Genomic DNA, 26,083 nt, shown 5'->3' on the forward strand with positions numbered 1-26,083 from the left:
AACTGCATACCTCCGATTAGTTCGGACAATGCACCCCTCACGCCGATATTGGGCACTGGTTGGAGTTGGGGTGTTTTTTGTGCTGCTTGCGGTCGTCCTCGAACGACCGCTCGTACTCAGTGGTGCTGCCGGTATCGGTGCAGTGTTGGTCGTCTCTCAAGCAACTACCGTGAGTGCCTTCACGGACACAGACGACAGTCTCGACGTCGAGTATACGCTCTCGCAGTCTCGAGTCGCCGTCGACGACACGATGTTCGTAACGATGAGTGCACAGCGACCAACGGAAAGTGATGTCGCTGTCACGGTGACAGCCCAACCGCCACTCGCTGCCGATCCAATCGACGAATCCGAACGGCAACTGCGGCTTGCACCAGGAACGACGTCAGCAACCACGTCATTCGAGATGACGGTGCCGCTGGCTGGACGTGTGGAGCTTAGCGAGCCAACGGTTACGTTGGCCGACCGACAAGGACTCTTCAAAGAGACGTATCAACGTGGACCGACTGAGACGCTCACCGTCGAACCGCGGACACCACGCGATATTCACATCGGACAGGGTGGTGACCGGATGCTTGCTGCCTACGGTGACCACCCACAGAACCAGTCGGGTGCTGGTCTCACACCCGCTGGGCTTCGACAGTATCTCCCGGGTGATGCACTCAATCGAATCGACTGGAAGGCCACCGCTCGACAAGCCTCTCCATATATTCGTGAGTTCGAAGTCGAAGCAGAGCGGACGACGTTACTGATTGTCGACCAACGAGCAGCGATGGGCGTTGGCCCGACTGGGCGAACAATGCTCGATTTTACCCGTGAGGTTGGACTCGGTCTCGTCCAATCAGCGGCCGAATACAACGATGCTCTCGGTCTTTACGGCGTCGGCGACGACGGACTGACTGTAACCCGTGCACCCACCGCAACGTCTGCGGGCTACCAACAGATTCGGCGAGCACTCCACGAACTCGAACCAACGCGACCAGAATCCCAATCACCTGACACAGAAACCACCGCTCATCCCGCTGCTGCTCGTCGTGCCTTACGGCTGCTCAGCATGGACGACTCCGTACTCAGCGAACGCATCAGCCCATTTCTCGATGCCAGCGATGCCTACGTGCAACGGATCCAAGGCGACCCCTTATTTGAGGCAGTTCGTCGCGCACAGATGAATGAGGTTGGCCAGACGTGGACGATGATTCTCACCAACGATAGTAACAGAGACCAGCTTCGTGAGACGGCTCGTATCGCGTCGAAACGCGGGCACAGTGTACTCATCTTTCTCACCCCTGCAGTGTTGTTTGAGGAGAGGAGTCTGGCTACTCGGAGTGAGACCCACCAACGCTATGTCTCATTCGAAGAGTTCAGACGTGAGCTCCACGGCCTCCCCCGTGTAACCACGTTCGAGGTTGGCCCAAGTGAGCAGCTCAAGACCATTCTCAACAGCGAGTCAGTATCCCCACCTTCGGAGTCCAGCTCATGAAGACAGACTCCCACTCGGATGTACGTGGCCCAAGATCGTGGTCACGACCATCACTACTCGCACTCTGTGGGTTAGTACTCACATCCATGGCTGCAGTGTGGCTCGCTGGGCCGATTGCACTCGTCTTTGTTGGGGTGCTTGGTCTCGGTGTGGTTGTGCTTTCATCACCGTTTGCATTTGCTCTCGGGCAGGTTCTTCTGCTTGGTCTACCGACCGACGGGGCAGTCATCGCGATTGTGATTGTTGAGTGTGGACTCTGCTGTATCCTCCTCTCGGAGTATTCACTGCTGGATAACTCGGGCCGGTACCAACTTGGAACCGTGATGGCGCTCGCCATCCTCGGTGGTATTGGTGTTGCAGCACTCGTCCTCAGCGAACAGCTATGGGTCGTCGCCGCAGTATGGACTGCACTTATCGCGTTCGTTGCGTACGGACTGCACCGAGTGGAACTCGTACAACTCAATCTCGTTCGCCAAGAAACATGAGCCAACAGCAACCTACTCAAAGCGACACAGGCACGGAGACGCAGACAGACCTCTCTGCGGAGAATCTCCGCGATGAACTGCAACTGCTTCAGGCCGAAAACAGCCGTCTTCGCGAACAGTACGTGAGGGCACGGCGCACTAGCTATCGGCGAAGTGCACTCGGCCTCGGTGCGATCGGAGCGGTTGCTGCAGCCGGTGCACTACTGTTCCCTGCCGCACAGACCGTCTTGTTCGCATTGGCAGGGATCGGCCTCTTTGCGGGGGTGTTAACGTACTATCTCACCCCGGAGCGATTTATCGCAGCTGACGTTGGTGAGCGCATCTATCGAGCGCTTATGCGCAACGAAACGGCACTGATTCGTGAGCTTGGGTTGTCCGATACCCGCCTATATGTTTCACACGAGACAGAGACTGCTCGGCTGTTTATTCCCCAGCATGCAGAGTACGACATTCCCTCAGCTGATGCTCTCATGTCGACGCTCGTCATCACCGAAAACGAACGCGAGCGTGGCGTTGCGCTCACCCCAACCGGGCAGACGCTTTTCAACGAGTTCGAGCGAACCGTTTCTGGCCCCCTGGGATCAACACCCAGTGAGGTCAGCACGCAACTCACTGACGCACTCGTGAACGTCTTCGAGCTAGTTGATACGGCAACCGCAGACGTGGATCGCGAAGCGGGCCGGGCGACGGTGGCTGTGACTAACAGTGCCTATGAACTCGATAGCGGCGTCGACCATCCGGTTGGGTCGTTCCTTGCTGTTGGACTTGCAGTCGGGTTGGAAACTCCCATTGGGACTGAAGTAACACACAACCCAGAGGACACTACCAGTGCTGATTTCCGTGTCACATGCCGATGGAAGCCTGAAGCATCAGCCGATCAGAATTAAGAACGGTGAAGACCGTGGCTCGGGCGGTGACCGCCACGAACATGGGGTGCCCGCTAGGCTCCGTCGATCTCCTCGGCCAACCCGACGATGATGCCTTCGGGGCCGCGCACGAAGCAGAGGCGGTACACGTCTTCGTACTGGGCGACTTCGCCTACGAGTTCGGCTTCGTGAGAGTCGAGGCGGTCGAGGACTTCGTCGATGTTATCGACGGTGAACATGATACGGCGTATCCCCAGCGTGTTCACTGCCTGTCTCTCAAATCCATCGCAGGTGGCTTTGGGCGTGACGAACTTCGAGAGCTCGACGCGGCTGTGGCCATCGGGGGTCCGCATCATGACGATATTGCTCTGGACGTTCTCGAGGCCCACGACGCGATCCACCCACTCTCCCTCGACGCGTGTCTCGCCCTCCAACTCCATGCCGAGATCCGTAAAAAACGCCTTCACAGTTTCGAGGTCCTCGACCACGATGAGGACGTTGTCCATTCGCTTGATCGCCATAGTCCGAGAAAAATAGGTGCGGGATGCGAAAATAGGCTTCGCTGGCGGGGAGTTTCATCGCAATCTTAGATCGACCCCGGCTAAGTCGAGCGGGGCTTTTTTTGTACACCCGTGAACTGATCGGAGGCACCTCGATTCTTCTGTGTGGTCTGTGAGGCACTACCCGACTGTCGCTTCATCAGCATCGAGGTCCTGTTGTGGGATTGAGACGCTCCCAAGAATCTCGTTGACGATTTCTTTCCGTGAACGGCCACTGAGCTCCGCTTCGGTCCCAAGAATCAACCGATGGATAAGGACGTTTGGTGCCAGTGCTTTGACGTCATCCGGAGTAACGAAGTCACGACCACGAATCGCTGCCCGTGCTTTACCGGCGTTCAAGAACGCGAGTGACGCACGCGGCGAGGCACCGTGTTCGACAGCTTCAGACTCTCGCGTCGCGGCGACGAGATCCAAGATGTACTCGTGGACCTTCTCGTCGACGTAAATCTCGTTAACGACCTCTCGTGCAGCGAGGAGGTCACCGGCCGTGACGACGCGTTCAATCGAATTGGGGCCAAGCGCTGGACTTGAATCGAATCGCTTGAGCATCTCTTTTTCTTCGGCACGCTGGGGAAGATCAACGACGTACTTGAGCTGGAAGCGGTCGCGTTGTGCTTCCGGCAGCTCGAACGTCCCTTCCTGCTCAATCGGGTTCTGCGTTGCAACGACCATAAATGGCTTCGGGAGTTCCAGCGTATCTCCCTCGATCGTCACGTTCCCTTCCTGCATCGCCTCCAGCAGTGCACTCTGTGTCTTCGGCGTCGCCCGATTAATCTCGTCAGCTAAGACGAGGTTCGCGAAAACCGGGCCGCGTTGTAGTTCGAACTCGCCGAGATTCTCTCGATAGATGTGTGTTCCCGTAATGTCTGCAGGGAGCACGTCAGGCGTCATTTGGATACGTTGGTACTGGAGCCCGGTACTTCGTGCAAAGAGAGTCGCGATTGTCGTCTTCGCGACCCCCGGAACGCCTTCGAGCAAAGTGTGCCCACCAGTAAGCATAGAGATAGTCAGCCCTTCTATGATGTCTTCGTTGCCGATGAGGACCGTGCCAGCCTCTGCACGGATGGCCTCGAAGACTTCTTGGGGAGAACTCATTATTCGATTGCTCTGTCTACTGGACTAAAACACCTGCCATTCGCTATATCTGCGCGACATGTCGTCTTAAATCTCAATCGTCTGGTTTAGCGCCGAACAGGTGCCGCACTCGTTGCGGTGGGCGAAGCCACACGATAATTGCTCCCAGACCCAGTGCGCCGAGAAGTACCTGTAAGAGCGGCGACTCACGGACAGTCAAGAGCCCGACAGCGAGTGGTGGCTGTTTGCCTGCATGTGAGTAATCCAGAAGGACACGCTCGTGTGCCCCAAAAAGATTCTGTGTGAACTGTTGATTTCCTGGGCGCTCAAGCATCGCATTGATGAACAGACTCGGGTCGCTGACGACGACAACGCGACCGTCGCCAACAGATTCTGTCGTGACGACAGGGTACTGTTGTAGCGATTCACTATCGTCCAGCTGCTCGTTGCGGTTAGCGTCAAGATACGAGAATTCCGAAGAGCGAACGAGGACGTCTGCACCGTTCGGTTCAACAACCGTCCCGTGATTAATTGTGAGCTGACTCACGTTTGCCGTCAGTGAGTCGTTCGTTACGTTCGTCGCAATAGGCATCGCGGGAGATCGGTAGCTGTTGCGTTCATCACGGAGGGGTTGTCCTGTGACAGACGCGCTCGCACCGACTGTAGCCAACAAGTCGTTACTATGTGTACCATAGTCCTCGGCGACGACGAGTGTTCCACCAGATTCGACAAACTGCTGGACGCGCTGCGTGTCCGTCGCGTTGTACCGTGTCTCGGGTGAGAGGACGACCGCTACTGTGCGGTTTGCGTCGGCTGTCTCGTATGCTGTCGTATTGAGTGCGATTTCGCTTTCAGTCCCAACTGCGTCTGCCTCTGCTTGGAGTCCGGAAGCGCCGTCCCACGCACTGTTGTACACACCGAACGCTGCTGTCGAAGTACTTGCCGCGACGATGATAGCAAGCGCGACAACGCCAATAAGCGAGACGAGTAGAAGGCGTGGATAGTCGTTCCGCAGTGAGCGCCAGTCCATCTCAGAGCACCCCTTCTGGCAGTATTTCGAGGATGCGTCGGACGACGATATAGCCAAACACGGCTAAACCGAGACCGATAATCCACTTGAGTCGGGCTCGCCATGTCGGTGTCACGCTGAACGGGGCTGTCAGTTCGACGACGACGAGAAAGCCGATTAAACAGACGACGAAGAACAGCTCGAGAGTGAGTGCGTCGAGCAGTGCAAGCACAAGGAGTGCTGCAGTCATCCACGCAACCTGTGCGCGGATGAACCGCTCTCGACGCGTCGTAACCATGACGAGTAGTCAGAGATGTGGGCTTACTAAGCTACCGGACTGTCGTCGAAATCAAAGAGTGACGCCTCAGTTCAACGACGAGTTAGTCGGACCTTCGACGTACGTGATAATTTCTTCAATTGTCACAGAGCCAGTCGTCGAGAGATAGTAGCCTGACTGCCATACTCCTCGTTCGAAACGGGTTTCAAGATGGGGAAACTCTCCACGCAGTCGTCGTGAAGTAACTCCTTTGAGTGTCGTGAGAAACTCGTTGAGGTTGGTCGTCGGTGTCGCAGTGAACTGGAGATACAGGTGGTCTGTAGCACCCTTCGTGAATTCGATAGTGACGTCGTATTGTGGGGCAACGGTTTCTGCCAACTCGTGGAACCGAGTAGAAACATCGTCGTCTAACAAATCTGCGTGCTGTTTCGTGATGAGTATGGCATGATACTCAAGCGAAAAGCGCAGGTGAGTGTCTGACCCGGGGGGACCTCGTTGTGACATTCCGCCTCATACGTTCATGCTACTAGAATAAAATGTCTTCTATATTGAACTTATTACAAAATTATAGTTTTCTCAGCGTTTGCTGTGCGGGACTCACTTTGTGTAGCAGATTATCGAGAGAGAGCTGTCTCGCGATCGTGTGGTGCAGCCGATGAGGCGAGAATTGAGTCGTGAGGAGGTCAGCCGGTCAACCTCTCTTGTGGTCCGATGGAGAGACGGGTATCAACAACCTCCGCCAAATTCAGGATTCATCTGTGCGGAATCGTACGTGAGGAGTCCATCATCAACTATCGAGTTATCACCATCTTCAGGGAAAGTGAACACACCGTCAGAGGGTGTATCCCGATGGACGATTGCTGCGACAGTTAGGGGCTTGTCTGGGTACTCGTCCAGTTCGATTGGGAGACGCGAATAAGATCCTTCTGTGAGTGGGGCAGAAACACCGAGAACGGGTCCTTCAAGGATGGACGATGCATTGTGGAGCGCTACAAAGCCATCTTCTGGGAGCGTAGCTTCCGAGATGTAAACCGTGCCATTGTGTAGTGATTGATCTTCAATAGTGACTGCCGGTGCTTCTTCCGAGCTGGACGTATCTTGATCGGCAACAGCTGTGGTTGATCCAATGCCAACTGTAGCGACTACTGCGCCAAGAGTTTTGAGCGCTTGCCGTCTGGAGGGACGTATGCGAGCAGGGTCTGGTGTCATGACGGATACAAATGTCTGCTTCTCATGTATGTACTTTTTGCCCTGGGATTATTATCACCATTTTGAGCGCTTCGAGCGCATATCTCGTCTTCAAGCGGGGTCACGCGGACAATAGCGAATATTGGAAAGAAACACCGATTCGTATACACTGATATACGACGATAAACTACGTATGAGACGTCTTCGATTAACGAGCGTTCTATCAAACTGAAATATATATGGGCTCGAATAGCACCGATACACACACATCTGACTCATTGCTCGTTCCAGAGCAGAGCTCCCGATCGCCGACACTCAGTGTCGTGTTGCCAACGTTGAACGAAGCACAAGGGATTGCCACGTGTATCACCAAAGTAAAGCGTGCAATCGCGACGCTCGGTGTCCAGGCGGAAATCATCGTGAGCGATAGCTCGAGCGACAGTACACCACGTATCGCAACTGAAATGGATGCGATTGTTGTGACACCAGATAAGCCAGGCTATGGGTCTGCGTGTCGCTACGGGTTCGAGCGAAGCAGAGGAGACTATCTCGTGATGGGCGATGCAGATACGACCTATGACTTCGAAGAGATTCCTCCACTCGTGGACTGTGTGATGAGCGACAACGCAGACATCGTCCTTGGGAGTCGATTTGACGGAACCATCCTTCCAGGAGCGATGCCACCACTGCACAGGTATCTTGGCAATCCCTTGCTGACGAAACTCCTCACCTGCTGTTATGACCTCGAAGTCAGCGATGCACACAGTGGCCTTCGGGTTCTCTCTCGAGATGCCTATCAGACATTGCAACTCGACAGCAATGGCATGGAGTTTGCCAGCGAGATGCTTATGGCTGCACAAGCTGAAGGGCTGCGGATTGAAGAGCTCCCAATCACCTATCATGAGCGCGTTGGTGAGGCAACACTGGAGAGTTTCTCTGATGGATGGCGTCATCTCAAGTACATCGTGAGCAATCGCTCGGAGTATCAGTGACTACCCGACCGAACGTCGTCCTCCTCGTGTTGGATACCGCCCGAGCTGATTGTGTCGATACAGTTCAGCCAGCGGCTGTGACACCGAACATCGCTGCTATTGCAGAATCGGGGACTGCTTACACAGAAGCGTTCAGTAGCGCCCCATGGACAATGCCATCGCACGCGTCGCTTTTCACAGGCACCTACTCATCGACACACGGGGCCCATGCCGGTCATCGACGCCTCGGACCTGACCTCATCACACTACCAGCGGCATTCGCTGACCATGGCTATGAGACCGTCGCCGCCTCGAACAACGCGTGGATAAGCGACGCCTTCGGATTCGGTCGTGGTTTTGAGACCTTCTACCGGGGGTGGCAACTGGTTCAATCAGAGACGGATCTCGGCGAAGTCGGACTTACGAACAACGGGCGAGCGTTGTGGCTTCGGTTACTGCATCGACTGTTCGATGGGAATCCACTTACGAACACACTCAATGCAGCCTACGCCAAATTCCGGTTCAGCTCTCGAGGCGATAGCGGTGCTGCTCGAACAACTGAGTGGGTCCAAGAGTGGCTGCAGACCCGCTCACAGGATCGCCCGTTCTTCCTCTTTGGAAACTATCTGGAACCACACCTCGAGTATCAGCCGCCGAAATCCTATGCACAGCAGCATCTTCCAGACGACGTGTCATACGACGAAGCGATGGCTATCCCCCAGAATCCATGGCGCTATCTGACGAACCAACTCTCGTTGTCCGAGCGTGACTTCGAGATTCTCCGAGGGCTCTACAAGGCAGAACTCTCCTATCTCGATTCCCACATCGGCGCACTCTGTGAGACCCTTCGCGCGACCGACCAGTGGGAGAACACACTGTTCGTCATCGTCGGTGATCACGGCGAGAATATCGGTGAACACGGATTGATGGACCACCAATACGGGCTTTTCGACACCCTCCTGCATGTCCCACTCGTCATCACGGGGGGGTCGTTTACCAACGGGGGACAACGGGATCAACTCGTCCAGTTGCTCGATGTAGTGCCGACGCTGCTCGACGAGACAGATCTCGCTGCGCCTGCCTTGCGGGATCAACTGGCTGGGACGTCACTGCCCCACCCTTCCGAGCAAGGTCGGACGCACGTCTTTGCGGAGTACAAAGCACCCCAACCCACTCCAGAGACGATTGAACAGCGGGTTGGTGACCCACACGATGTGATGTCGACGTACGACAGAGCACTCCATGCAGTTCGGACCACCGAGCACAAACTCGTTCGAGACTCACGGGGAGAGACTGAGCTGTACGATGTGACTGACGGTGAGAGCGAACTGTCGTGTTCAAATCACCCGACGACGACGGCACAGCTTAACTCGAAACTTGAGCAGTGGCAGTCGTCGCTGGACTCTGCTGAATCGGCGACGCAGGTCAAACCTGATGAGAACACAGCACAGATTTTAGACGCACTGGGGTATCTCCAAGTGGACTCTGACTCGAAGTGATCCGTTCGCAGGGACAACTATTTCGTAGATACGCGATTCTGCTAAAATAACGAGACAGTATGCCGGGAGTATCTATTCGCCGTCGCGCAACGACGACGCCAGCTGTTGCCCTCTCATATCTGCTGGTAGTGTGCAGCATTGGCGCGCTTCGAATCGGGTCACTCCCGGTTGGGCCGTGGGAGGACATCTATACACAGCTCGCTGGGTTCTGGTTGTTTCTCTTTGCGGGTCACCTACTGATGCTGTGGGCCGTGCGCTGGCGACGGCTTGGGTGGGCGACCGTCTCGACGTTCACACTCATTGCAACGCTGGCTATCGTCAGTATGACGCTACAGTGGGGCTATCCGTTCGGACTCCACGACCCATGGGTCCATCTCGATACACTCACCACAGCCCAACTGAATCCGGTGAACAATCCCTATCCGCTCTTCCATGCACTCCTCCTCGCTGTGACAGCGCTCACCGAGCTTAGTAAGCAGCAGGTCCTCATGGGCGTGCCCATCATTGCTGTGAGTGCTGGCATCGGGTTTCTCTCCATGCTGATGCGACGAATTCCCCTCTCGGCTGTCGCTGGACAGACACTCCTCATCGTGGGTGCTCCGGCATTGCTCCTCGGCGTCATCGCACGGCCATTCACCCTCGCGATGCCGTTCGTGTTGGTCATTTACTGGGTGGTCTATGCGTTTACTCCACGTCGGGCGATGGCGGTACTCGCTGTTGTCCTCACCTTTCCACTGCTGTGGCTCCACCCCTTTGTTGCGTTCTGTGCACTCGTCATCATCACGACTGCCTTCGTCGCTCGTCTATTCTGGGTGGATGACCAGCAGTACAGACCGGGCTGGAAGCTCACAGCCATGCTGTCTCTTTTGGCTGCTGCGTTCGTCGTCTATGTCGCCTTCGTCTCGTCGATTGGACAGCAGGTGATTGCGTCGATCATTGAAACGGTTGGCTCGCTGCAGACGCAATCGCCTCCAGCGGCCACAGACGGACCCACGCAGACGCAGCCATCCCTCTTCGCAAAGCTACTCACCCCACGGGGAGCGGTGGAAGCACTCGCTCGGTTAGCCTACGTCCTGTCGCTTGGGTTTGCAGCTGTCGTCTCACTGCTTCTTCCCTCGCCGTCGCGTCGGTTCTGGCACAACTCGCTGGTTGTCATGGTCGCTGGGTCGCTGATTGGGACGGCGCTCCTTGTGGGGGCAGTACTCTCAACGAAGGGGATTACAATCTATCGAGTCGTCCAAGTGGCTCCGCTGCTTGTCCTCCCGCTCGCAATCGGTGTATTTCGACAGTACTCGAAGCGACCCCATGAACTCCTCGCTGTCGGGTTTGCTGTCATGATTCTCATTGCGGGTCTCGGAACTGCATTTGGCTCTCCCGTGACTGGGAAGGCCACCTACTCGGCAACCGAGCCACAGGTTACAGGGGTGCAGTGGGTCGCACAGCACCGGACAACAAACATCATCGGGACGTGGATGACGTTCTGGATCATCGAAGGCATGTATGGAAAGCCAGCGAGTTACCGCTGGTCTCCGGGCGACATGATTGGGAAGCAACGCTACGAAGAGCGTTCGGCGGCATATTCGTGGTTAGTAAACGATCAGGAACCAGATGCGCTCTATGTCGTCGATCGGGTCGAACGGACCCGTGCACAGCTGGAAAAGCGAGAATCGAATCGTCGCCAGCCGCTCAACTGCCTGCACCAGTTTCGACAGTTCGGCAACCGTATCTACGACAATCGAGGCACGAGAGTGTATCTTCGAGGCGAGGCGTCGGTATGTACGTAGCGTATCACGACGGCCGAGATGGTGATTTCTCTGCGAGTGTGCTGAAGAGTGCGTCTGCGCGCTGTTTGAAGCTCGAATACGAATGTGCCGCAGCGAGGGCACGACCACGTTCAGCCAATGGTTCGAGCCCAGCAGGGTCCGACAACGCTGTAGCGAGGGTCGTCGCCAATGCAGCTGCATCGTCGGATTCGAAGAGAAGACCGGTCTCTCCATCGACGACGTAATCGTGAATACCGGGCACATCCGCACCAACAACGGGTGTCCCCGAGGCTAGTGCCTCTAAGCCCGTCGTGACATAGCCCTCCAGAAGCGACGGCAACACGAAGACGAGTGCATCCCGGTACAAACGGTGTTTCTCTGTGGGGCTGACGAACCCACGGAATGACACGCGTTCAAGACCAAGCGTTCGTGCTGTCTCTTTGAGATAGTCTTCTTGTGGGCCAGTTCCTGCAATCGTCAGCGAATGGTTCGGATACCGACGCTCGATCTCTTGCCACGCTGTGAGCAGTAACTGGGCGTTCTTCCGCTTGCTCAGTCGCCCGAGATACAGCACCTCCGTCGACTGCGGGTCGAACTGATAGCTGAATGCATCCAGTTCGACACAGGGGTTGAGCACGTGTGTCGCCGTGTGTCCGAGACGGTCACGAAGCGTCGCTTCGGTGCTTTCACCTGCACAAACGATTTCAGGCTGGTTGAGGTACGGGAGCGTCCGGTCGATTGCCTCGACAACACGACCCCTGAGTGGGCCGCTGAACCGACGTGCCGTCTCGAAGAATGCGGTATGCATGAAACAGGCATTCACCGTCTCAGATGGACACAAGAGATGGGCCGGATAGAAGGGAATATGAGAGATGTCGTCGAGGATGACATCGAACGAGTACGCCTTCATTAGTCGGCGGAATTGCTGGAGACCGCGCACTGAGTGTAGCATTTTGGTGGTCGCTGTCGTTGGGGTCTGGTAGTCGAATGTATGGGCTGTGACGCCCGCTGGAGTCGAGAGTGAGCGATCGGCCGCTGGACAGAGAAGGTGTATCTCCCACCCCGTTGCGCCGAGCGCAGCAGCGAGATTCTCCATGAGATACGGCGCACCCCCATTGGGTTCGCCGACATAGAGTGGCGTATGCGACCGCAGCAAAACTCGAGAGTGAGTTACCATCGATGCGCCTCTATTGGAGAGGTCACGTTGTTTGGAAGGTCTCTCATCGATGAGTGTTTTTCTCGAGGGTCGATTCGTAGACGTCCAGCACTGACGAGGCTCGTTGTGCCCAGCCGTAACCGTTCGACGTAATCGCTTCCCGTGCTTGTGAGCCCATCTGCTGTGTGTGGTCGTCGTTCTTGAGGAGCGTCGTGAGTGCAGTCGAAATAGCGGACGCGTTCGGCTCGACGAGGAGCCCGGTTCGCTCGTGGTCAATGACCGTCGGCACGTCTGCAACAGGCGTCATGACCGGTGGAATCCCACTCGCCATTGCCTCGAGTAACGTCAACGGCAATCCCTCTGTGAGCGATGGCCGACAGAAGATATCTGCGTGTCGCATCTTTCTGGCCACACTATCGACGACGCCATGGAACTGCACTCGATCAGCAATTCCTAACCGAACCGATTGCTGTTCTAACTCGGCGCGCAACGGGCCGGTCCCGACAAACGAGGCTACGGTATCGGAATGTGACTCGAAGACGGCTGGAAGCGCCTCTAGAAGTCGATCCGGTCCTTTGTTCTCGACAAGTCGGCCCACAAAGAGAATTCGCGGGTGCTCGCTGTGAGTTCGATTAGAAGGGGGCCGGAATGTGTTCGTATCGACGGCGTTCGGGACAGTCGTAATCTTCGCCGGGGAAACACCGAGACGACGGGCGTGTGCCGTTGCAGACTCACTCACGCCGATGAGTGTATCTGCCCATGAGCAAAGTGACCGTCCCAGTGTTCGTTCGAGTGAGCGGGCTGTGACACCGCCGATCCCGTTCAACTCCGAGAGTGAGCCGAGATGGACTGTGAGTATTCGAGATGCCTTCGGAGCCCATCCGGCTGTTGCTGCGACTGCTGTGAGGTAACTCGTAAAGAAGAATCGATTGTGGACATGGATGACGTCCGGACGATGAGTTTTGATCACACGGCGAAGTTCACCGAGTGCAGTAACTGAGATACGCGCTTGCAACCCTATTGTGTCAGTCAAGTCTGTGGCTGAAATCCGGTGGAGGGTGATATTCTCGTGCGTAAACGGCGAGACAGCTTGGTCGTTGGTTAGTGCGAACACGACGACGTCGACACCACGGCTGGCGAGATGTGAGGCAAGCTCTGTGACGACAGTCTCAGTACCCCCACCGGGAGGCAGATAATCCGTACAGAGCAGTACGGTGAGGTTCTCTGAGTCCATTTACTGCTCCTCCATCGCTGTCTCTGCTGGCCAGCCTAAGCAACCGATGGCCCCGCTTCGAAACTGACTATGAGTCCATTGGTTCGGACGTCCCGTACATGCCTGTGTCGTACCGCGCTGAGTACGTGGAGTCCGCGAAGAGTCGACAGAGACCACGAGAGTCACTTTCTCTGACTGGTCTGTAAATCTACTGTAGCATACGCTGCTGTCCCGTGAGCGCCTTGCTCTCTATTTCCTTCTCGTTCATATTTAGACAGACAGTCAGCATTTTTATACAGTTCAAGAACAAACAAAGACGTAATGTCCCCGAATGACGACGAGCCCACCGATAGTGGTGCATCCAATTTTCTGGACCCCCTCGGTCCTCGCTTCGGACGGCGCACGTTTCTGAAGGGAACAGGTATTGGAATCATGGGGACGCTCCTCTCTGGGACCGCTGCTGGAGACGACTCCGCTCGAAAAACCCGCGCGAGTTTCTACACTGACGAGAAGCGGCAGGCTGCTCGCGAGAACATCGAGACCTACAGCTGGGCGGCATCGGCTCGGAATCGTGCAGTGAACAAAGCAGAGACCATCATCGAAGAGTATACTCTCGATGAATTGTGGCACTATGTCGGCTCCCAACACATCCCTCGGGCATCCTATCTTGCCAATGGGGATGCGGGCTACTATCCATGGTCAAGCGAATGGGAAGTGAAATCCCCTGTCTCCGGGGTGGCGTATGCAGCACAGCCCGGTCAACAGTGGAAGATTACGAACGGAGAGTACACGCTCCCAACAAACGACTTCGAGGCATATCGACAAAGCGGTCGTGACGAAACCGGGCAGTTCGACCCCGAACGAGCCGATGATTCCTTGCTCGTCAACGAAGAACACCCCGAGATGGGACCCCAGTGGGGCGTCGACGACGGGCTCGGCTGGGTCGACGAAGCGGGTGATTTGGGATCTCCAGGGCAACAGTGGGTCCCCGTTGCGTGGGCGCACCACTGGTATGGTGTCTACGGGGTTCGCTCACTAATCGACTCTCTCGCGCAGGCATATCTGTTCACAGAAGACGAGCGGTATGCACGTGCGGCAGCCGTCCTGCTCGACCGACTCGCTGACGTGTATCCGGAGATGAGTCTCCAAGAGACGGTCTACTTCGACGAAGGGGGATACACAGAGTGGAACGGATTCCCAAACAAATCTCACGGGGGGACTGGGAAAGGAAAACAGGTCGGGTCGATTTGGGAATCCTACTGGGTCAAAGCGGTCATGAAAGCCTACGACGCGATCTTCCCGGCACTTGACGCTGACGTGACGCTCTCGACGTTCCTGCAGGCGAAGGCAACCGAATTCCCTGGCCTCTCGACAAAGGAAACGATGGTCGACACTCGAACAAACATCGAGGAGGGATTCATCAAGCAGATGCTTCCGGGAGTCAAGCAAGCACAAATTCGTGGGAACTTCGGGAGCCACCAACAGACACTCGCGTTATCAGCGGTTATCCAAGACGATTCAGATGGCTACACTGACGAGACCCTCGAATTCCTTTCTCGAGCAGGTGAATTGATAGAAGAGGACGACGGAACCCCATACGGACATTGGTATCTCACCGGTGGTGGAATCCTCGCTCGGCTTCTCTCAGACTTTGACCGCGATGGGTTCCCGAACGAAGAGAGTGTCCACTACAATTCACTCGTCGTGAGTGGCGTGCAATCAACCGCTGATACCTTGAACGGGTACACTGGGGCCCCGAACTTGGATCTATACCAAACCCCGATTTTCAAACGAACATTTGAGACACAATCTCGGTTGACCTTTCTCAACCAGTATGTCCCACGGCTTGGTGATACCTCGGGGGCGGGGCAACCTGGCTTTGAGGATATGATCGATCCGGATGACCTCGTTCGTGCCTACCAAGCAAACAACAACGAGGAACTCATCAAATGGACGTATCTCCGAAATGGAAATTCGACGAGTGGCCTCCGTGGAACTATCTTCGAAACAAATCCAGAGGTCGTCAGTGAGCGTATCGAGACAGCGCTTGAGGCATCCGGACCGCTCGAACTCGACAGCACCCAGCTTGCTGGCTTTGGGTTTACTGCACTCCGATCGGGGTCGGTTACGCAAGGGACCGGACGAGGCGTTTGGACCTACTACGGGCGCAATGCGTTCGGGCCGGACGCCGGTTATGGGACGAGCCATACCCATCGCGACGCGCTCAATATCGGACTCTTCGGGCATGGATTGAACCTTTCACCGGATCTTGGGTACCCCGAAGACACGGGCAACTGGCCGAAGCGATGGAACTGGACCTCAAATACCATCAGTCACAATACGGTCGTTGTCAACGAACGCCAACAAGATAGACAGTGGATTGGCATACCTGAATGGTTCGACCACACTGATCGCGTCCAGTTGTCTGCTATCGAAGCAGATGAAGCATACGACGAGGCGAAACGGTATCACCGGACCACTGCACAGATTACCGTAGACGAGGAGAACTCCTACGTCACTGATTTCTTCCACATCTACGGTGGTGAGGACCATCACTTCAGTTTCCACGGGCCAGCTGTACCAGCCGACCAGTTCGAATACGAACTCCGAGATGAAGTCTCTGAGCTCACCATTCGAGCAGGGGCGGGTGGAATCGGTGTCTCTCCTGACGCTGCCACTGCAGGAGAATGGTCGACGCGCATCTTCGACCCATCCAGCAACACACACGAGTGGCGCGGACTGACCCTACCCACCGAGAGCAGCGACGTCGATGTGCAACTGGATATCAACTCGGCGGTCACGGGGGAGCAAGACTACTGGCATCACGTCCAAGCCGTGTATCTGGGTCAGGACACCGATGGACGGCACGTCTGTGCCGGTGTTGGGAACCAAGGCGCTGAACAAGACCCGCGCATTGGACTGTATTATCCCGAGTCGAATACGTGGGACTCCTCCGACACGATGGATGATTGGGAGAAACGAACCTGGTACTCGCTTTCGGTCTCCACACGTGGGTCAACGGTCGACATCACCCTCCAAACAACCGACGGAACAGTCCATGCAAGTGGCACCTACACCCTCCCGAGCGAGACCGACCAACGAGTCGGGATTTTCGGTGGGGTTGGGGAAGGACAGACCGGTGAGCTCTACTTTGACGCGTTTATCTTGAACGGGACTCCCAGAGAGTTCCTTCGCACTGATCTCGTCGAACAATCAGCCGTCTCGACGCGATATCTAAATCTCACAGAGCAAGACTCCGGCACCTATGCTGGTCCAGACATCCCAAAACCGGACTACGGGGAAGACACGCAATACAACAACGACGTGGGCAATGGGTTCAACTATCTGTACGATGTGGAGCGAGAAGCAGATCCCAATTGGCGGTTCAGTGTCGAATGGGACAGCCGAGACCATTGGGGCGTACGAACGGCCACTGACGAAGATGTGAAATTGCGGCTGACGATGCTCACGAAGTGTGACGACGTCGCTATTGCTAATGGCAACCCGCCACAGCGGTGGAACAACCCAGAGACACTCAAGTATCTCATCGCGCATCGGAACCCCGAAGGACACGGATCGCTGTTCCGGTCAGTAATCGAGTCATATGAAGGAGAACGGTTCATCGAGCATGCGACTGGAATCCCAGTCGACAGTGCAGACCACACTGCCCGCGCAGTGCGTGTCCAACTCAAAAACGGCCGGACAGACTACATCGCCAGTGCGACCGTCCGCCCCGGTGATGACGTCTCAGAACATACCGTCGACGACGTCTTCACCTTTGATGGAGCATTCGCGGTCTATTCAACGGATGCTGAGGGGACCCACGAGCATGCTTACTTGCTCGATGGGACGACGTTAGAAGTCGACGGTGAGCGGCTGATCGAACAACGTCCGCGTATCGAAGGAGTCGTCGAAGACTTCACTCGGGATCTCTCGCTCGATAACGAACTGCAGGTCCGAATCACCAACGGCCCGGTCGATACCCAACTTATGGAGACCACGGTAGGGTCATGGGTATATGCTGATGCCGTCGACGACCGGAATGGCGCCTACGAGATTGTCGGTGTCGATAACGTCACTTCGACTAGTGCAACGCTCAAACTCGGCGATCAGACAACGGTCAAAGAGTATCGTGACCCGAGTGACCTCAACGCTGGCTACGAGTACATCCTCGAAGAGAATGGCGAGTTTGTTATCCCTCTCAGTACTGAATTCGAGTAGTAGGGAACTCTTCACTTCCACTGTTGAGTGAACTATAATCCGATGAAAAGTGGCCATGCAAGGACGCAGACCCACATTACGAGTCCAACTTTCGTTGACTGGGACCACGGGTTCTCGACTGTCTGATTCGATGCGCTCGCTGCAACGAATCCGATGACCCCGAGCACCACGAGCCGATGCAAGACGACCGCAATCGGTAACACCTCGATCCCGATCGATTGGTAATCAAGGACGAAGCCAAGTCCTAATCCAAGAATCGCGATTCCAGCCCAGTCGAATGGTTCACCGCCATGAGAGAAGAGAATAGTAACGACCGGAATCCCGACAGCAAAAACGAGATAGCCCATCCCAGCGACGAGTTTTACCGGGACGTTCGGAACCGTCGTCTCGGCGAGAATACTAGCGCTTCGGACGATAAGTGGTAACGATAACAGCGACACCAACAAGAGCGCACTCCGTTGGTGAACCTCATCGGAGAACCCTTCCGATACTTGTTCAACTGTCGTCTGCCAGTTGTTTCGCCCTTGGATGGATCCAAAGAGCAGCAGTCCAGCTGAGAGCATACCCACGGTGGAGAGCGGCCGCAGATCAATAACTGATGCCCAGCCGTCAGCGTCGGAGGCGCCACCGTTCGCAAACCGTTCACGGCTGATGTCGGCAGTGTACGACGCACCGAGATATTCCGTTTCGAGATGATGCTGCGCTATTGATAACGACCCAACCGTGTGTCGAAGCCGAAACCAGTCCCAATGTTCGTGATGCGCCTGAATCGCCGTCCACCGCGCACCCTCGCTACCCCCTTCATAGAGACGGAGATGGTGGCGTGAACCGAAGTACGTCCCGTCGTGAAGCTGGGCTGTCTCGGTCATCCAGCCCCCTGCGGGGCCAGGTGCTGCAATATAGGTGTATCGCGTCGCACCAGTCGTGTCACGCCACCTGATGTCTCCTCCGTTGACCACGACGGGCTCGCTTTCATCACCGATTCCTTGCCAGTCGTTGGTCATTGGTTCTAACTCTTTGTCCCCGTGGCCACTGAGCTGTGTGATTACGCGTGAACTTTCACCGCGAACAACGGCGTTGATTGGCAATGTGAGTGACTCAAATGACTGCTGTCGACTGGTGAACGGCCAGAGTTTCACATCGCTCTCTTCGGAGACGGAGACGAGTTTTACGTCGTCTGGTCCCTTCATGTCCATCTCTTCTGCGGAATGGGGTGCAACGAGACTTGGGTCGACGGTGAGAAGGACAAGAAGAACGATTACAGTACTGACCACAGCTAATCGACGACGGGAGTGAGGACGCGAGCCGTGCATCTCTATGTCAACATTCGGTTCTAAAATTATTAATTTAACTACAAATATACACTACATCTCCATACTCAAGGAGCGACCGAAGGGAGCGAGTAGGGAGGGGATACAGCGGCGTCATCGAAACAGGAAGCTCACCACTCAAGTACGAGTCATACGACGAGCGGTAGGGTGGGGTAGTTCACCAGACACATCTGTGTGCTTGTTGTACTTTTCCAGAAATTCTCGAATAACGTATGAATATGCCTTTGTAGGCGCTGATTACTTACCATACTTGGTTGCATGAGTGTTCTCATGCCAAGAACTGCGTACTGTTCCTTCTGTGACCAAGAACAGGATGTCGTCGCTACAGTCCCCTGGCAGTCGGATTCATGTGCGACATGTGGAAACGACATTGAGAAGTCAACACAGTCAGCGACCGAAACGTGAGCTTGTGTGGGCCATGCCACTGAGGACTCAGTTCTTCGGGATTGCTTCTACGATGAATTCGAAGCGTGCTCCACCACTTGCACTCTCTGTCACCTGCAGGTCCCATCCATGCGCGCGCACAATCGCCGCGACGATAGCGAGGCCAAACCCGGTTCCGGAACCTAACGAAACGCCGTGTTTGAGTACCTCCTCGCGCTGGTCGACAGGGATACCAGTGCCATCGTCTTCAACGTAGAATCCCTGCTCGACCGAGAGTGGACCGACTGTAATTGTGACGTCCTCACCACCATGTTCAATGGCATTTCCATAGAGATTCTCAAAGAGCTGTGTCACACGACTCCTATCGCCCATAACAATTGGAAGGCTCTCACCAATGTGCACCGTCGCAGTGTCTGTCTCCACGAACGTCCAAGCCTCGCGTGCTGCTTCGGCCACAGCAATTTCGTCCCCCTCAGTGACGGTTGTTCCCCGCTGTGCTAGCGTCAAAAGGTTCTCAAGTAGTTGGCTGATTCGGTCATGTGCTCTTTCAACTCTCTCGAAATGTGCTGGTTCAGGGTCTTCTTTGGCAATCTCCAGAAAGCCTTCAGCGACGCTCAATGGACTTCGAAGGTCATGTGAAACCCCATGGGCAAACTCGGTCAGCCGGTCATTTTGTTCTCGAAGCGTTGCTTCACGCTCAGCGCGCACCATCGCCGCTTTTACTGACGCCCCCAAAATCCGAAAGAGATCAACCTCTCGGTCAGAGAACTCTTTGTATTGGTTCGATCCAGTCATCAAGATTCCATAGTGGCCAAGTGGGACGATGATTTCACTGCGAATCGCTGTATCAGGATTGTATCGCGCTGTGTGCTGAGTAACGTCGTCATACACACGCACGTCTCCTGACACAAACACCTCCCACGCAAGCCCCTCACCAGCTGCAAACGCTGGGGCATGACCGAGGGTTTCGAGGGAAGACTCACATTGTGCAACCGGAACCAACGCGTGCTGTGTCCGATCGTACTTCCAGAGCCCGGTCATATCCAATTCTAAGACACGGTCTGAAGCAGCCACAGCAATTTCTCCGATCTCGTCGAGTGAAGATGCAACAGTCAGCTGCTGTGCTGTCTGCTGTAACGCTCGCAACTGCCGCTCGTGGGTTTTCTGCGCAGAGATGTCCTCAATGACGACAATGATACTACTTACAGTCCCATCAGGCCCTTCGATTGGTGCTGTCGATAAGAGTATATCTAGTTCAGTGCCATCTTTCGTCTGGCGAGTAAGTTCTTCTCCGTAGATTCGCTTCCCAGCCAAGGCCTGATCCCGATGTTTCATGAACGTCTCAACTTCTGCGTTCGAAGCGGACGGAACAAGCTCCCCAACGACCTCATCCGCAGTCCATCCAAATATTTCCTCGGCACCTCGGTTCCATCGTACGATGGTTCCTTCTGGATCAATTTCGAAAATCGCGGATGGTGCGGCTTCGATAAGCGACTCTAGTCGTGTGTTTGTCTCCTTGAGCTGTTGTTGATCCTGTTCTCGCGTCAACTCGGCACCGATCAACTCTGAAAGTAGCTTGACGAAGGTCCGTTCGGCCTCATAAAACTCCTGCACCGGTGACGCGACACTTGCGAATGAGAGCGTCCCATAGCGTTCGTCATTGACCGAGAGAGGGACACCAATGTAGGATGCAGGTTCAAACGTATTCGTCTCGGGGGTGAGTTGATGCCCCGAATTTTCAGCTGTCTCTACAAATGAGTAGACATCGTTGCGAGCGAGCACCTCTGCACAGGGAGTTGTCGCAAGGTCAAATTGATCCCCCACAGCAATCGCTGTCGTTGGTGCGTGGACTGCACGGACGCGATACTCAGTCTCTTCGACGGCTGAGACGAGCCCAACTTCGAGATTCAGCGTATCGCACCCGAGTGCAAGCATTCGAGATAATTGTGTTGCTGTCGTGGCCTCAGTGTCCGCCATTATCTCCTGTAGCACTCGAAGTGCGTCTCGTTCAGCCTTCAGTTGGTCGCGGGTTTCGTGTTGTTCTGTGATGTCACGGGCGACGACAAGTGTCTCAGTTGGGGATTTTACACACGACTTCAGTCGCACATCGAAATGCCGGGTACCGAATGCTGTCTCAAAGTCGATCTGAAGGTCTGCATCGGAGAATACTGCACTCTCGCTGTCGCCGGGTGTCTCACGCACCTCAGAGACAGCTGTCTGGAACGCATCAACTGCTTCATCTGCCACTAGTCCCTCGATGAGGTCAGCGAGCGTTCGTCCCTCTAGTGCAGCTGGATTCGAGTGGCCAGCGATCCGAGCGGCTGTCGGATTCGCAAACTGGATCTCGTATGTTTCGTCGATTACGAAGACGGCGTCGTGAATATTGTCGAGGATGGCTTTTGCTCGGGTGAGACTCTGCGTTTGCTCTTGTTTGGCCGTCCGGCGCCAAAAGACCGTGAGGCCATTGCCATCGGGAAAGACATGGGACTCGATCCAAGAGTCGAATGGAGGGCCAACGTATGAGTCGCCCGAGACAGCAGTAGCACTGGACATTGCATCTCGGTAGACCGCTTCAAGCTCAGAGCCAACCAGTGAGGGAAACGCCTCCCAGAGATCCTGTCCAATGAGCTCTGACTGAGTGGCACTAAGCCCGTCTGCCATCGTTTGATTGACGTACTGAATCTGCCACTCACTGTCGACCGCATAGATGCCATCTGTGGCCCGATCTACCATCTGCTCAAACTGTCCGAAAGTCGCCTTCGTCCGCTGTTTTTGGCGAGCAGTCTCAACCAGCGTCTGAATCCGCACCGAAAGTCGAGCGGCAAAGTGCTCTATCGGTAAAATCGAAACATGGTCTATCAGTTCACCGGTCGGGATCTGCTGTTGCTGGTTGTCAAAATCGAGTACGTAGATGATGGGACAATAGCGGTTGTCAACACTGTCCAGTAGTTCGCCTTTGAGTTCATCCGAGAGTGATGGACCGACAACAACGCAGTCAACTGCAGACGTAGCGAGAACGTGCTGTGCTGTCGAGATCTTTTCAGCAACAGTCAGCTCAATGTGGTCGCTGACAGCCGCCAGGAGCGTCTGGACCCTTTGTGCGGACTCTTGGTCCCCGCTCACATACAGAGCACGTATTGGGGGTCTGTCATCACTACGTTCCGGATCCATATATTCCACTCTATTCATTCAGGATGTTTAACTATTCTCCTAAAACAGATTGTTTGTTAACCACACTACGTTTGGTGGTTTTTCAGCTGAAGAGATGTCTGAGTTAGCGCAGTGACCTTCACTGATGGAGGGCAGATTCTGTACTCAACTTCCCCACCGAAGACCGAACTCCTCAAAGAATATGTTGAGATACAATCACACTGGATCTCTCACATAAATGTTTCTGGGCACATGATTACTATACACCAGTTACAATACTAGTATTGGCAAGTATTGCTCAAGGGATACATACCAAACACTGCTATACTGCCTCATAAATTTTGCCCTGAAATATGCAGATAGATACACACCTCATAATCGAATAATAAACGATTCACACTTCGAGATGCGTCACTCTACAGTCACGCTTTTGGCAAGATTCCGCGGCTTATCGATCGATCGACCCAGTCGATTGGCCATGTGGTACGCCACAAGCTGCAGTTGGACGTTCGCGAGTAGCGGTGCCATCTGTTCGTGTGTCTCGGGGATTTCGAGGACAGCATCCGCATAGCGCGCTGCGTCCGATTGGCCATCAGTAACGACGACGACGGGCGCATCGCGTGCTTCGACCTCTTTGATGTTGCTGATGGTCTTGTGAGCATTCTCGCCGTTGCCAGTGACGACCGCAAACACCGGTGTGTGCTCTGTGACGAGTGCAAGTGGGCCGTGTTTTAACTCGCCTGCGGCAAACCCCTCGGCATGCTCGTAGGTGATCTCCTTGAACTTCAGGGCGCCCTCTAAAGCGACTGGGAAATGTGTGCCACGGCCGATGAAGAAAAACGCGTTTGACTCAAGGAAGTCATCGACAACTGCTTCAGCGTTCGAATTATCCAAGATTGCTTGCACATTGCTCGGGAGGTCTCGAAGTGCCCCAATGAGCTCACGGTCAGCCGTCTCCTCAAGCAGGTTCTCGACGAGGAGGGTTGCACCGATTAGTTGCGAGGAGAACGTCTTGGTGGCGGCGACGCCGATCTCGGGACCGGCGCGAATGTAGAGGACGTGATCGCACTCTCGAGCCGCACTACTGCCGACGACGTTTGTGAGTGCCAGCGTTTCGGCCCCACGAGAGTTCGCATCTCTAAGTGCACTCATCGTGTCTGCAGTCTCCCCGCTTTGCGTGATTCCGACGACGAGGGTATCGTCCGGAATGGGTGGGTTGGCAGTCGCATATTCACTTGCGAGATAGGCGGTAGCAGGGATGCCCCCATCACGAAGCAAGGCTGCTGCATACATGGCTGCATGATAAGAGGTTCCACAGGCGACGAACTGAACCGAGCGTGGCGTTTCGAGATCAGTGAGTTCCTCGACAGTAATGTGTCCGGCGAGCTCGTCGACGCGCCCGCTGAGACACTGGCGGAGGGACGTGGGTTGCTCGTGAATCTCCTTGAGCATGAAGTGGTCATACCCGCTCTTCCCTGTCTGTTCGGCACTCCACTCAACAGTCTTGACGTCTTTCTCGACTCTGTGGCCATCCTTGCTGACGATGTAGTCGTCTTCGGTGAGCGTGACGAACTCTCCATCGTCAAGATAGACGACATCACGCGTGTACTCCAAGAAGGCTGGGACGTCCGAGGCGAGGTAATAGCCCTCTTCGCCAATGCCCAAGACGAGTGGTGAATCTTCGCGAGCCGCGAAAATCGCGTCCTCACCTTCGATGACACAGGCAAGGGCGTAGGACCCTTCAAGACGGTCGACCGCTCGCTGGAAGGCACGCTCGGGGTCGTCGCCGGCTTTGAGGTTCTTCGCGACTAAGTGCGGGACGACTTCGGAGTCAGTATCACTCGAGAAGATAACGCCCTCTGTCTGCAGTTCATCGCGCAGTTCTTGGTAGTTCTCGATGATGCCGTTGTGGACAACAGCCACCGAATTGGACTCGTCCGTGTGTGGGTGGGAATTGCGGTCCGAAGGTGGGCCGTGGGTACTCCAACGGGTGTGACCGATACCGACACTGCCACTGAATGATTTCGTAGAGACAGCCTTCTCGAGAGCCTCGAGTTCGCCTTCGCGTTTCTCAATTTGGAGCGAACCATTCCCGACGGCAATCCCCGCAGAATCGTAGCCACGGTATTCGAGCGTTGAGAGCCCCGCCATGAGAACCTCAGAGGGATCACCGCGCGAACCAACATAGCCGATGATGCCACACATCAGTTGGACACCTCCGCGTCTTCGCCAATATTCGTCTTCACACGACTGCCGGGATGGATTGTCGCATTCGGTCCAATGAGCACGCCTGAAGTGAGAGTTGTCCCTCCACCGAGATGGGTACGGTCGGCGACGACACCGCCGAGTGAGACGTCTTCGTGGACCGTCGTGTTGATTCGGACGTCGGCGGTGCCGCCAGGAATCGTCGTGCCTGCATCGATCGAGACACCTTGCCCAGTGACGCATTCGACGAGCGTTGCGTTCGGACCGATTCGAGTGTCGTCGTCGACGACTGACGTGGAGACGACCGCTCCCGCGTCGATAGAGACGTTCTGTCCGATTGCTGTATCAGGACCGACGACTGCTTGTGGGCCAATGACGCTGTCGGCGCCGACCACAACTGGGCCATGAAGTGTCGCATCGTCGTGGACGATGGCATCCTCATTGACGTACACGTTCTCATCAACGACGGGGGCGGCGATTGACCCTGGTCTGACGAGCAGCGTTTTAGCCAGGGAGATGAGGTCCCACGGATACGTTGCATCACGCCAGATCCCCTCTGTCCTGACGCCCCGTACAAGCTCATTCTGTTCGATGAGGTTGCTGAGGGTGTCTGTGAGCGACAATTCACCATCAAACCGTGCTGTGTCCTCAACCTCAGCGAAAAACGAGGGTGCGAAGGCATAGATACCCGCATTGAGTAGCCGGTACTCACTTGAGTGTGGTTTCTCGACGAGTTCGATGATGTGGTCGTCCTGCATGCGGACGCCTCCGTATTGCGGGGCGTCGTCGCTCTCGACGACCGCGAGTGTCGCCACATCCGCCACTGAGTGGGCGTCGACAACCTCCGAGACCGTGTGATGACTGATGAGTTGGTCACCGTTGACGACGAGGAAATCCGCGTCGATTGCACTCTCAGCTTGCAGAAGGGCGTGGCCACTCCCGAGTTGTTTGTGCTGGTGGTGATACGTGAGGCTGTGACCGCGGTAGGTCGCTCCGAAGTAATCTTGCACACGCTCGTGTTTGTACCCGACGACGAGATGGAGGTCGGTGATGCCGGCGTCGATAATCGCATCAAGGACGTGTTCGAGGATCGGGCGACCAGCCGCCGGGAGCATCGGCTTCGGGCGGTGCTTCGTGAGCGGTCGAAGCCGCTGTCCTTCGCCCGCTGCGAGCACGACGGCGGATGTGACGTTCATGTAACAACCCTGTCCAGACTACTACTACAATATTTCTGTCCCACAGGAAATAGTCTGG

19 protein-coding genes are annotated in these 26,083 nt (G+C 55.4%); 7 read left to right on the plus strand and 12 right to left on the minus strand.

Going from position 1 to position 26,083, the window contains the following annotated elements; translation table 11 throughout:
• Positions 1 to 79 precede the first annotated feature (79 nt).
• From BM083_RS01880 to BM083_RS01890, 3 genes are read left to right on the plus strand one after another with little or no spacing between them, the layout of a single operon-like run.
• Positions 80 to 1,477: a DUF58 domain-containing protein gene (locus BM083_RS01880; RefSeq protein WP_177197508.1), complete on the plus strand. Its 1,398-nt coding sequence runs from the start codon at positions 80 to 82 to the stop codon at positions 1,475 to 1,477.
• Positions 1,474 to 1,962: a DUF8163 family membrane protein gene (locus BM083_RS01885; protein WP_143085653.1), complete on the plus strand. Its 489-nt coding sequence runs from the start codon at positions 1,474 to 1,476 to the stop codon at positions 1,960 to 1,962. The genes BM083_RS01880 and BM083_RS01885 overlap by 4 nt, the downstream gene beginning before the upstream one ends.
• On the plus strand, positions 1,959 to 2,849 hold the full coding sequence (locus tag BM083_RS01890; RefSeq protein WP_089865012.1) for a DUF7982 domain-containing protein: 891 nt from the start codon (positions 1,959 to 1,961) through the stop codon (positions 2,847 to 2,849). Before BM083_RS01885 ends, BM083_RS01890 begins: the two co-directional genes overlap by 4 nt.
• Before the next feature lie 53 nt (positions 2,850 to 2,902).
• On the opposite strand, the gene BM083_RS01895 is transcribed toward BM083_RS01890, so the two are convergent.
• From BM083_RS01895 to BM083_RS22685, 6 genes are all read right to left on the minus strand, one after another.
• Positions 2,903 to 3,334 carry a VOC family protein gene (locus BM083_RS01895; RefSeq protein WP_218148918.1) on the minus strand — a complete coding sequence of 144 codons (432 nt, stop codon included), beginning with the start codon at positions 3,332 to 3,334 and terminating at the stop codon, positions 2,903 to 2,905.
• Positions 3,335 to 3,508: 174 nt separating this feature from the next.
• Positions 3,509 to 4,483, minus strand: a complete 975-nt coding sequence (locus BM083_RS01900; RefSeq protein WP_089865018.1) for an AAA family ATPase — start codon at positions 4,481 to 4,483, stop codon at positions 3,509 to 3,511.
• A 73-nt stretch (positions 4,484 to 4,556) separates the two neighbouring features.
• Positions 4,557 to 5,492: a DUF4350 domain-containing protein gene (locus tag BM083_RS23720; protein WP_089865021.1), complete on the minus strand. Its 936-nt coding sequence runs from the start codon at positions 5,490 to 5,492 to the stop codon at positions 4,557 to 4,559.
• 1 nt (position 5,493) lies between these two features.
• Positions 5,494 to 5,769 (minus strand): DUF8044 family membrane protein, encoded by a 276-nt coding sequence (locus tag BM083_RS01910; protein WP_089865024.1) that lies wholly within the window; start codon positions 5,767 to 5,769, stop codon positions 5,494 to 5,496.
• A gap of 66 nt (positions 5,770 to 5,835) precedes the next feature.
• Positions 5,836 to 6,252: an IS200/IS605 family transposase gene (gene tnpA / locus BM083_RS24095; RefSeq protein WP_089865026.1), complete on the minus strand. Its 417-nt coding sequence runs from the start codon at positions 6,250 to 6,252 to the stop codon at positions 5,836 to 5,838.
• 222 nt (positions 6,253 to 6,474) lie between these two features.
• A complete protein-coding gene (locus BM083_RS22685; protein WP_143085654.1) occupies positions 6,475 to 6,957 on the minus strand; it encodes a DUF7282 domain-containing protein in 483 nt (160 codons plus the stop codon).
• Positions 6,958 to 7,175: 218 nt separating this feature from the next.
• Here BM083_RS22685 and BM083_RS01920 point away from each other — a divergent pair, with 218 nt between their 5' ends.
• The 3 genes from BM083_RS01920 to BM083_RS01930 are packed head-to-tail and all read left to right on the plus strand — an operon-like array spanning position 7,176 to position 11,190.
• The gene (locus BM083_RS01920) at positions 7,176 to 7,928 is read left to right on the plus strand and encodes a glycosyltransferase family 2 protein (RefSeq protein ID WP_089865029.1); all 753 of its coding nucleotides are present in this window, start codon (positions 7,176 to 7,178) and stop codon (positions 7,926 to 7,928) included.
• Positions 7,880 to 9,406, plus strand: a complete 1,527-nt coding sequence (locus BM083_RS01925; protein ID WP_245756821.1) for a sulfatase — start codon at positions 7,880 to 7,882, stop codon at positions 9,404 to 9,406. The genes BM083_RS01920 and BM083_RS01925 overlap by 49 nt, the downstream gene beginning before the upstream one ends.
• Positions 9,407 to 9,465: 59 nt before the next feature.
• On the plus strand, positions 9,466 to 11,190 hold the full coding sequence (locus BM083_RS01930) for a hypothetical protein (protein ID WP_143085655.1): 1,725 nt from the start codon (positions 9,466 to 9,468) through the stop codon (positions 11,188 to 11,190).
• 4 nt (positions 11,191 to 11,194) lie between these two features.
• On the opposite strand, the gene BM083_RS01935 is transcribed toward BM083_RS01930, so the two are convergent.
• Positions 11,195 to 12,346 carry a glycosyltransferase family 4 protein gene (locus BM083_RS01935; protein ID WP_089865038.1) on the minus strand — a complete coding sequence of 384 codons (1,152 nt, stop codon included), beginning with the start codon at positions 12,344 to 12,346 and terminating at the stop codon, positions 11,195 to 11,197.
• A 43-nt stretch (positions 12,347 to 12,389) separates the two neighbouring features.
• On the minus strand, positions 12,390 to 13,559 hold the full coding sequence (locus BM083_RS01940) for a glycosyltransferase family 4 protein (RefSeq protein WP_089865042.1): 1,170 nt from the start codon (positions 13,557 to 13,559) through the stop codon (positions 12,390 to 12,392).
• A 300-nt stretch (positions 13,560 to 13,859) separates the two neighbouring features.
• Between BM083_RS01940 and BM083_RS01945 the strand changes: the two genes are divergently transcribed.
• Positions 13,860 to 17,759: a heparinase II/III domain-containing protein gene (locus tag BM083_RS01945; protein WP_089865045.1), complete on the plus strand. Its 3,900-nt coding sequence runs from the start codon at positions 13,860 to 13,862 to the stop codon at positions 17,757 to 17,759.
• A 32-nt stretch (positions 17,760 to 17,791) separates the two neighbouring features.
• Here the strand turns inward: BM083_RS01945 and BM083_RS01950 are convergent, their stop codons facing one another.
• The 4 genes from BM083_RS01950 to glmU all read right to left on the minus strand — a co-directional run bounded on the left by BM083_RS01950 (position 17,792) and on the right by glmU (position 26,025).
• Positions 17,792 to 19,033 carry a hypothetical protein gene (locus tag BM083_RS01950; RefSeq protein ID WP_245756822.1) on the minus strand — a complete coding sequence of 414 codons (1,242 nt, stop codon included), beginning with the start codon at positions 19,031 to 19,033 and terminating at the stop codon, positions 17,792 to 17,794.
• Positions 19,034 to 19,522: 489 nt separating this feature from the next.
• Entirely contained in the window at positions 19,523 to 22,645 is a 3,123-nt protein-coding gene (locus tag BM083_RS01955; protein WP_177197509.1) for a PAS domain S-box protein, read from the minus strand.
• Positions 22,646 to 23,035: 390 nt separating this feature from the next.
• The gene (gene glmS, locus BM083_RS01960; RefSeq protein WP_089865053.1) at positions 23,036 to 24,829 is read right to left on the minus strand and encodes a glutamine--fructose-6-phosphate transaminase (isomerizing); all 1,794 of its coding nucleotides are present in this window, start codon (positions 24,827 to 24,829) and stop codon (positions 23,036 to 23,038) included.
• Entirely contained in the window at positions 24,829 to 26,025 is a 1,197-nt protein-coding gene (glmU, locus tag BM083_RS01965) for a bifunctional sugar-1-phosphate nucleotidylyltransferase/acetyltransferase (RefSeq protein WP_089865057.1), read from the minus strand. The genes glmS and glmU overlap by 1 nt, the downstream gene beginning before the upstream one ends.
• Between the last annotated feature and the right edge of the window lie 58 nt (positions 26,026 to 26,083).

Source organism: Halogranum rubrum (assembly GCF_900114455.1).
Lineage (GTDB): Archaea > Halobacteriota > Halobacteria > Halobacteriales > Haloferacaceae > Halogranum > Halogranum rubrum.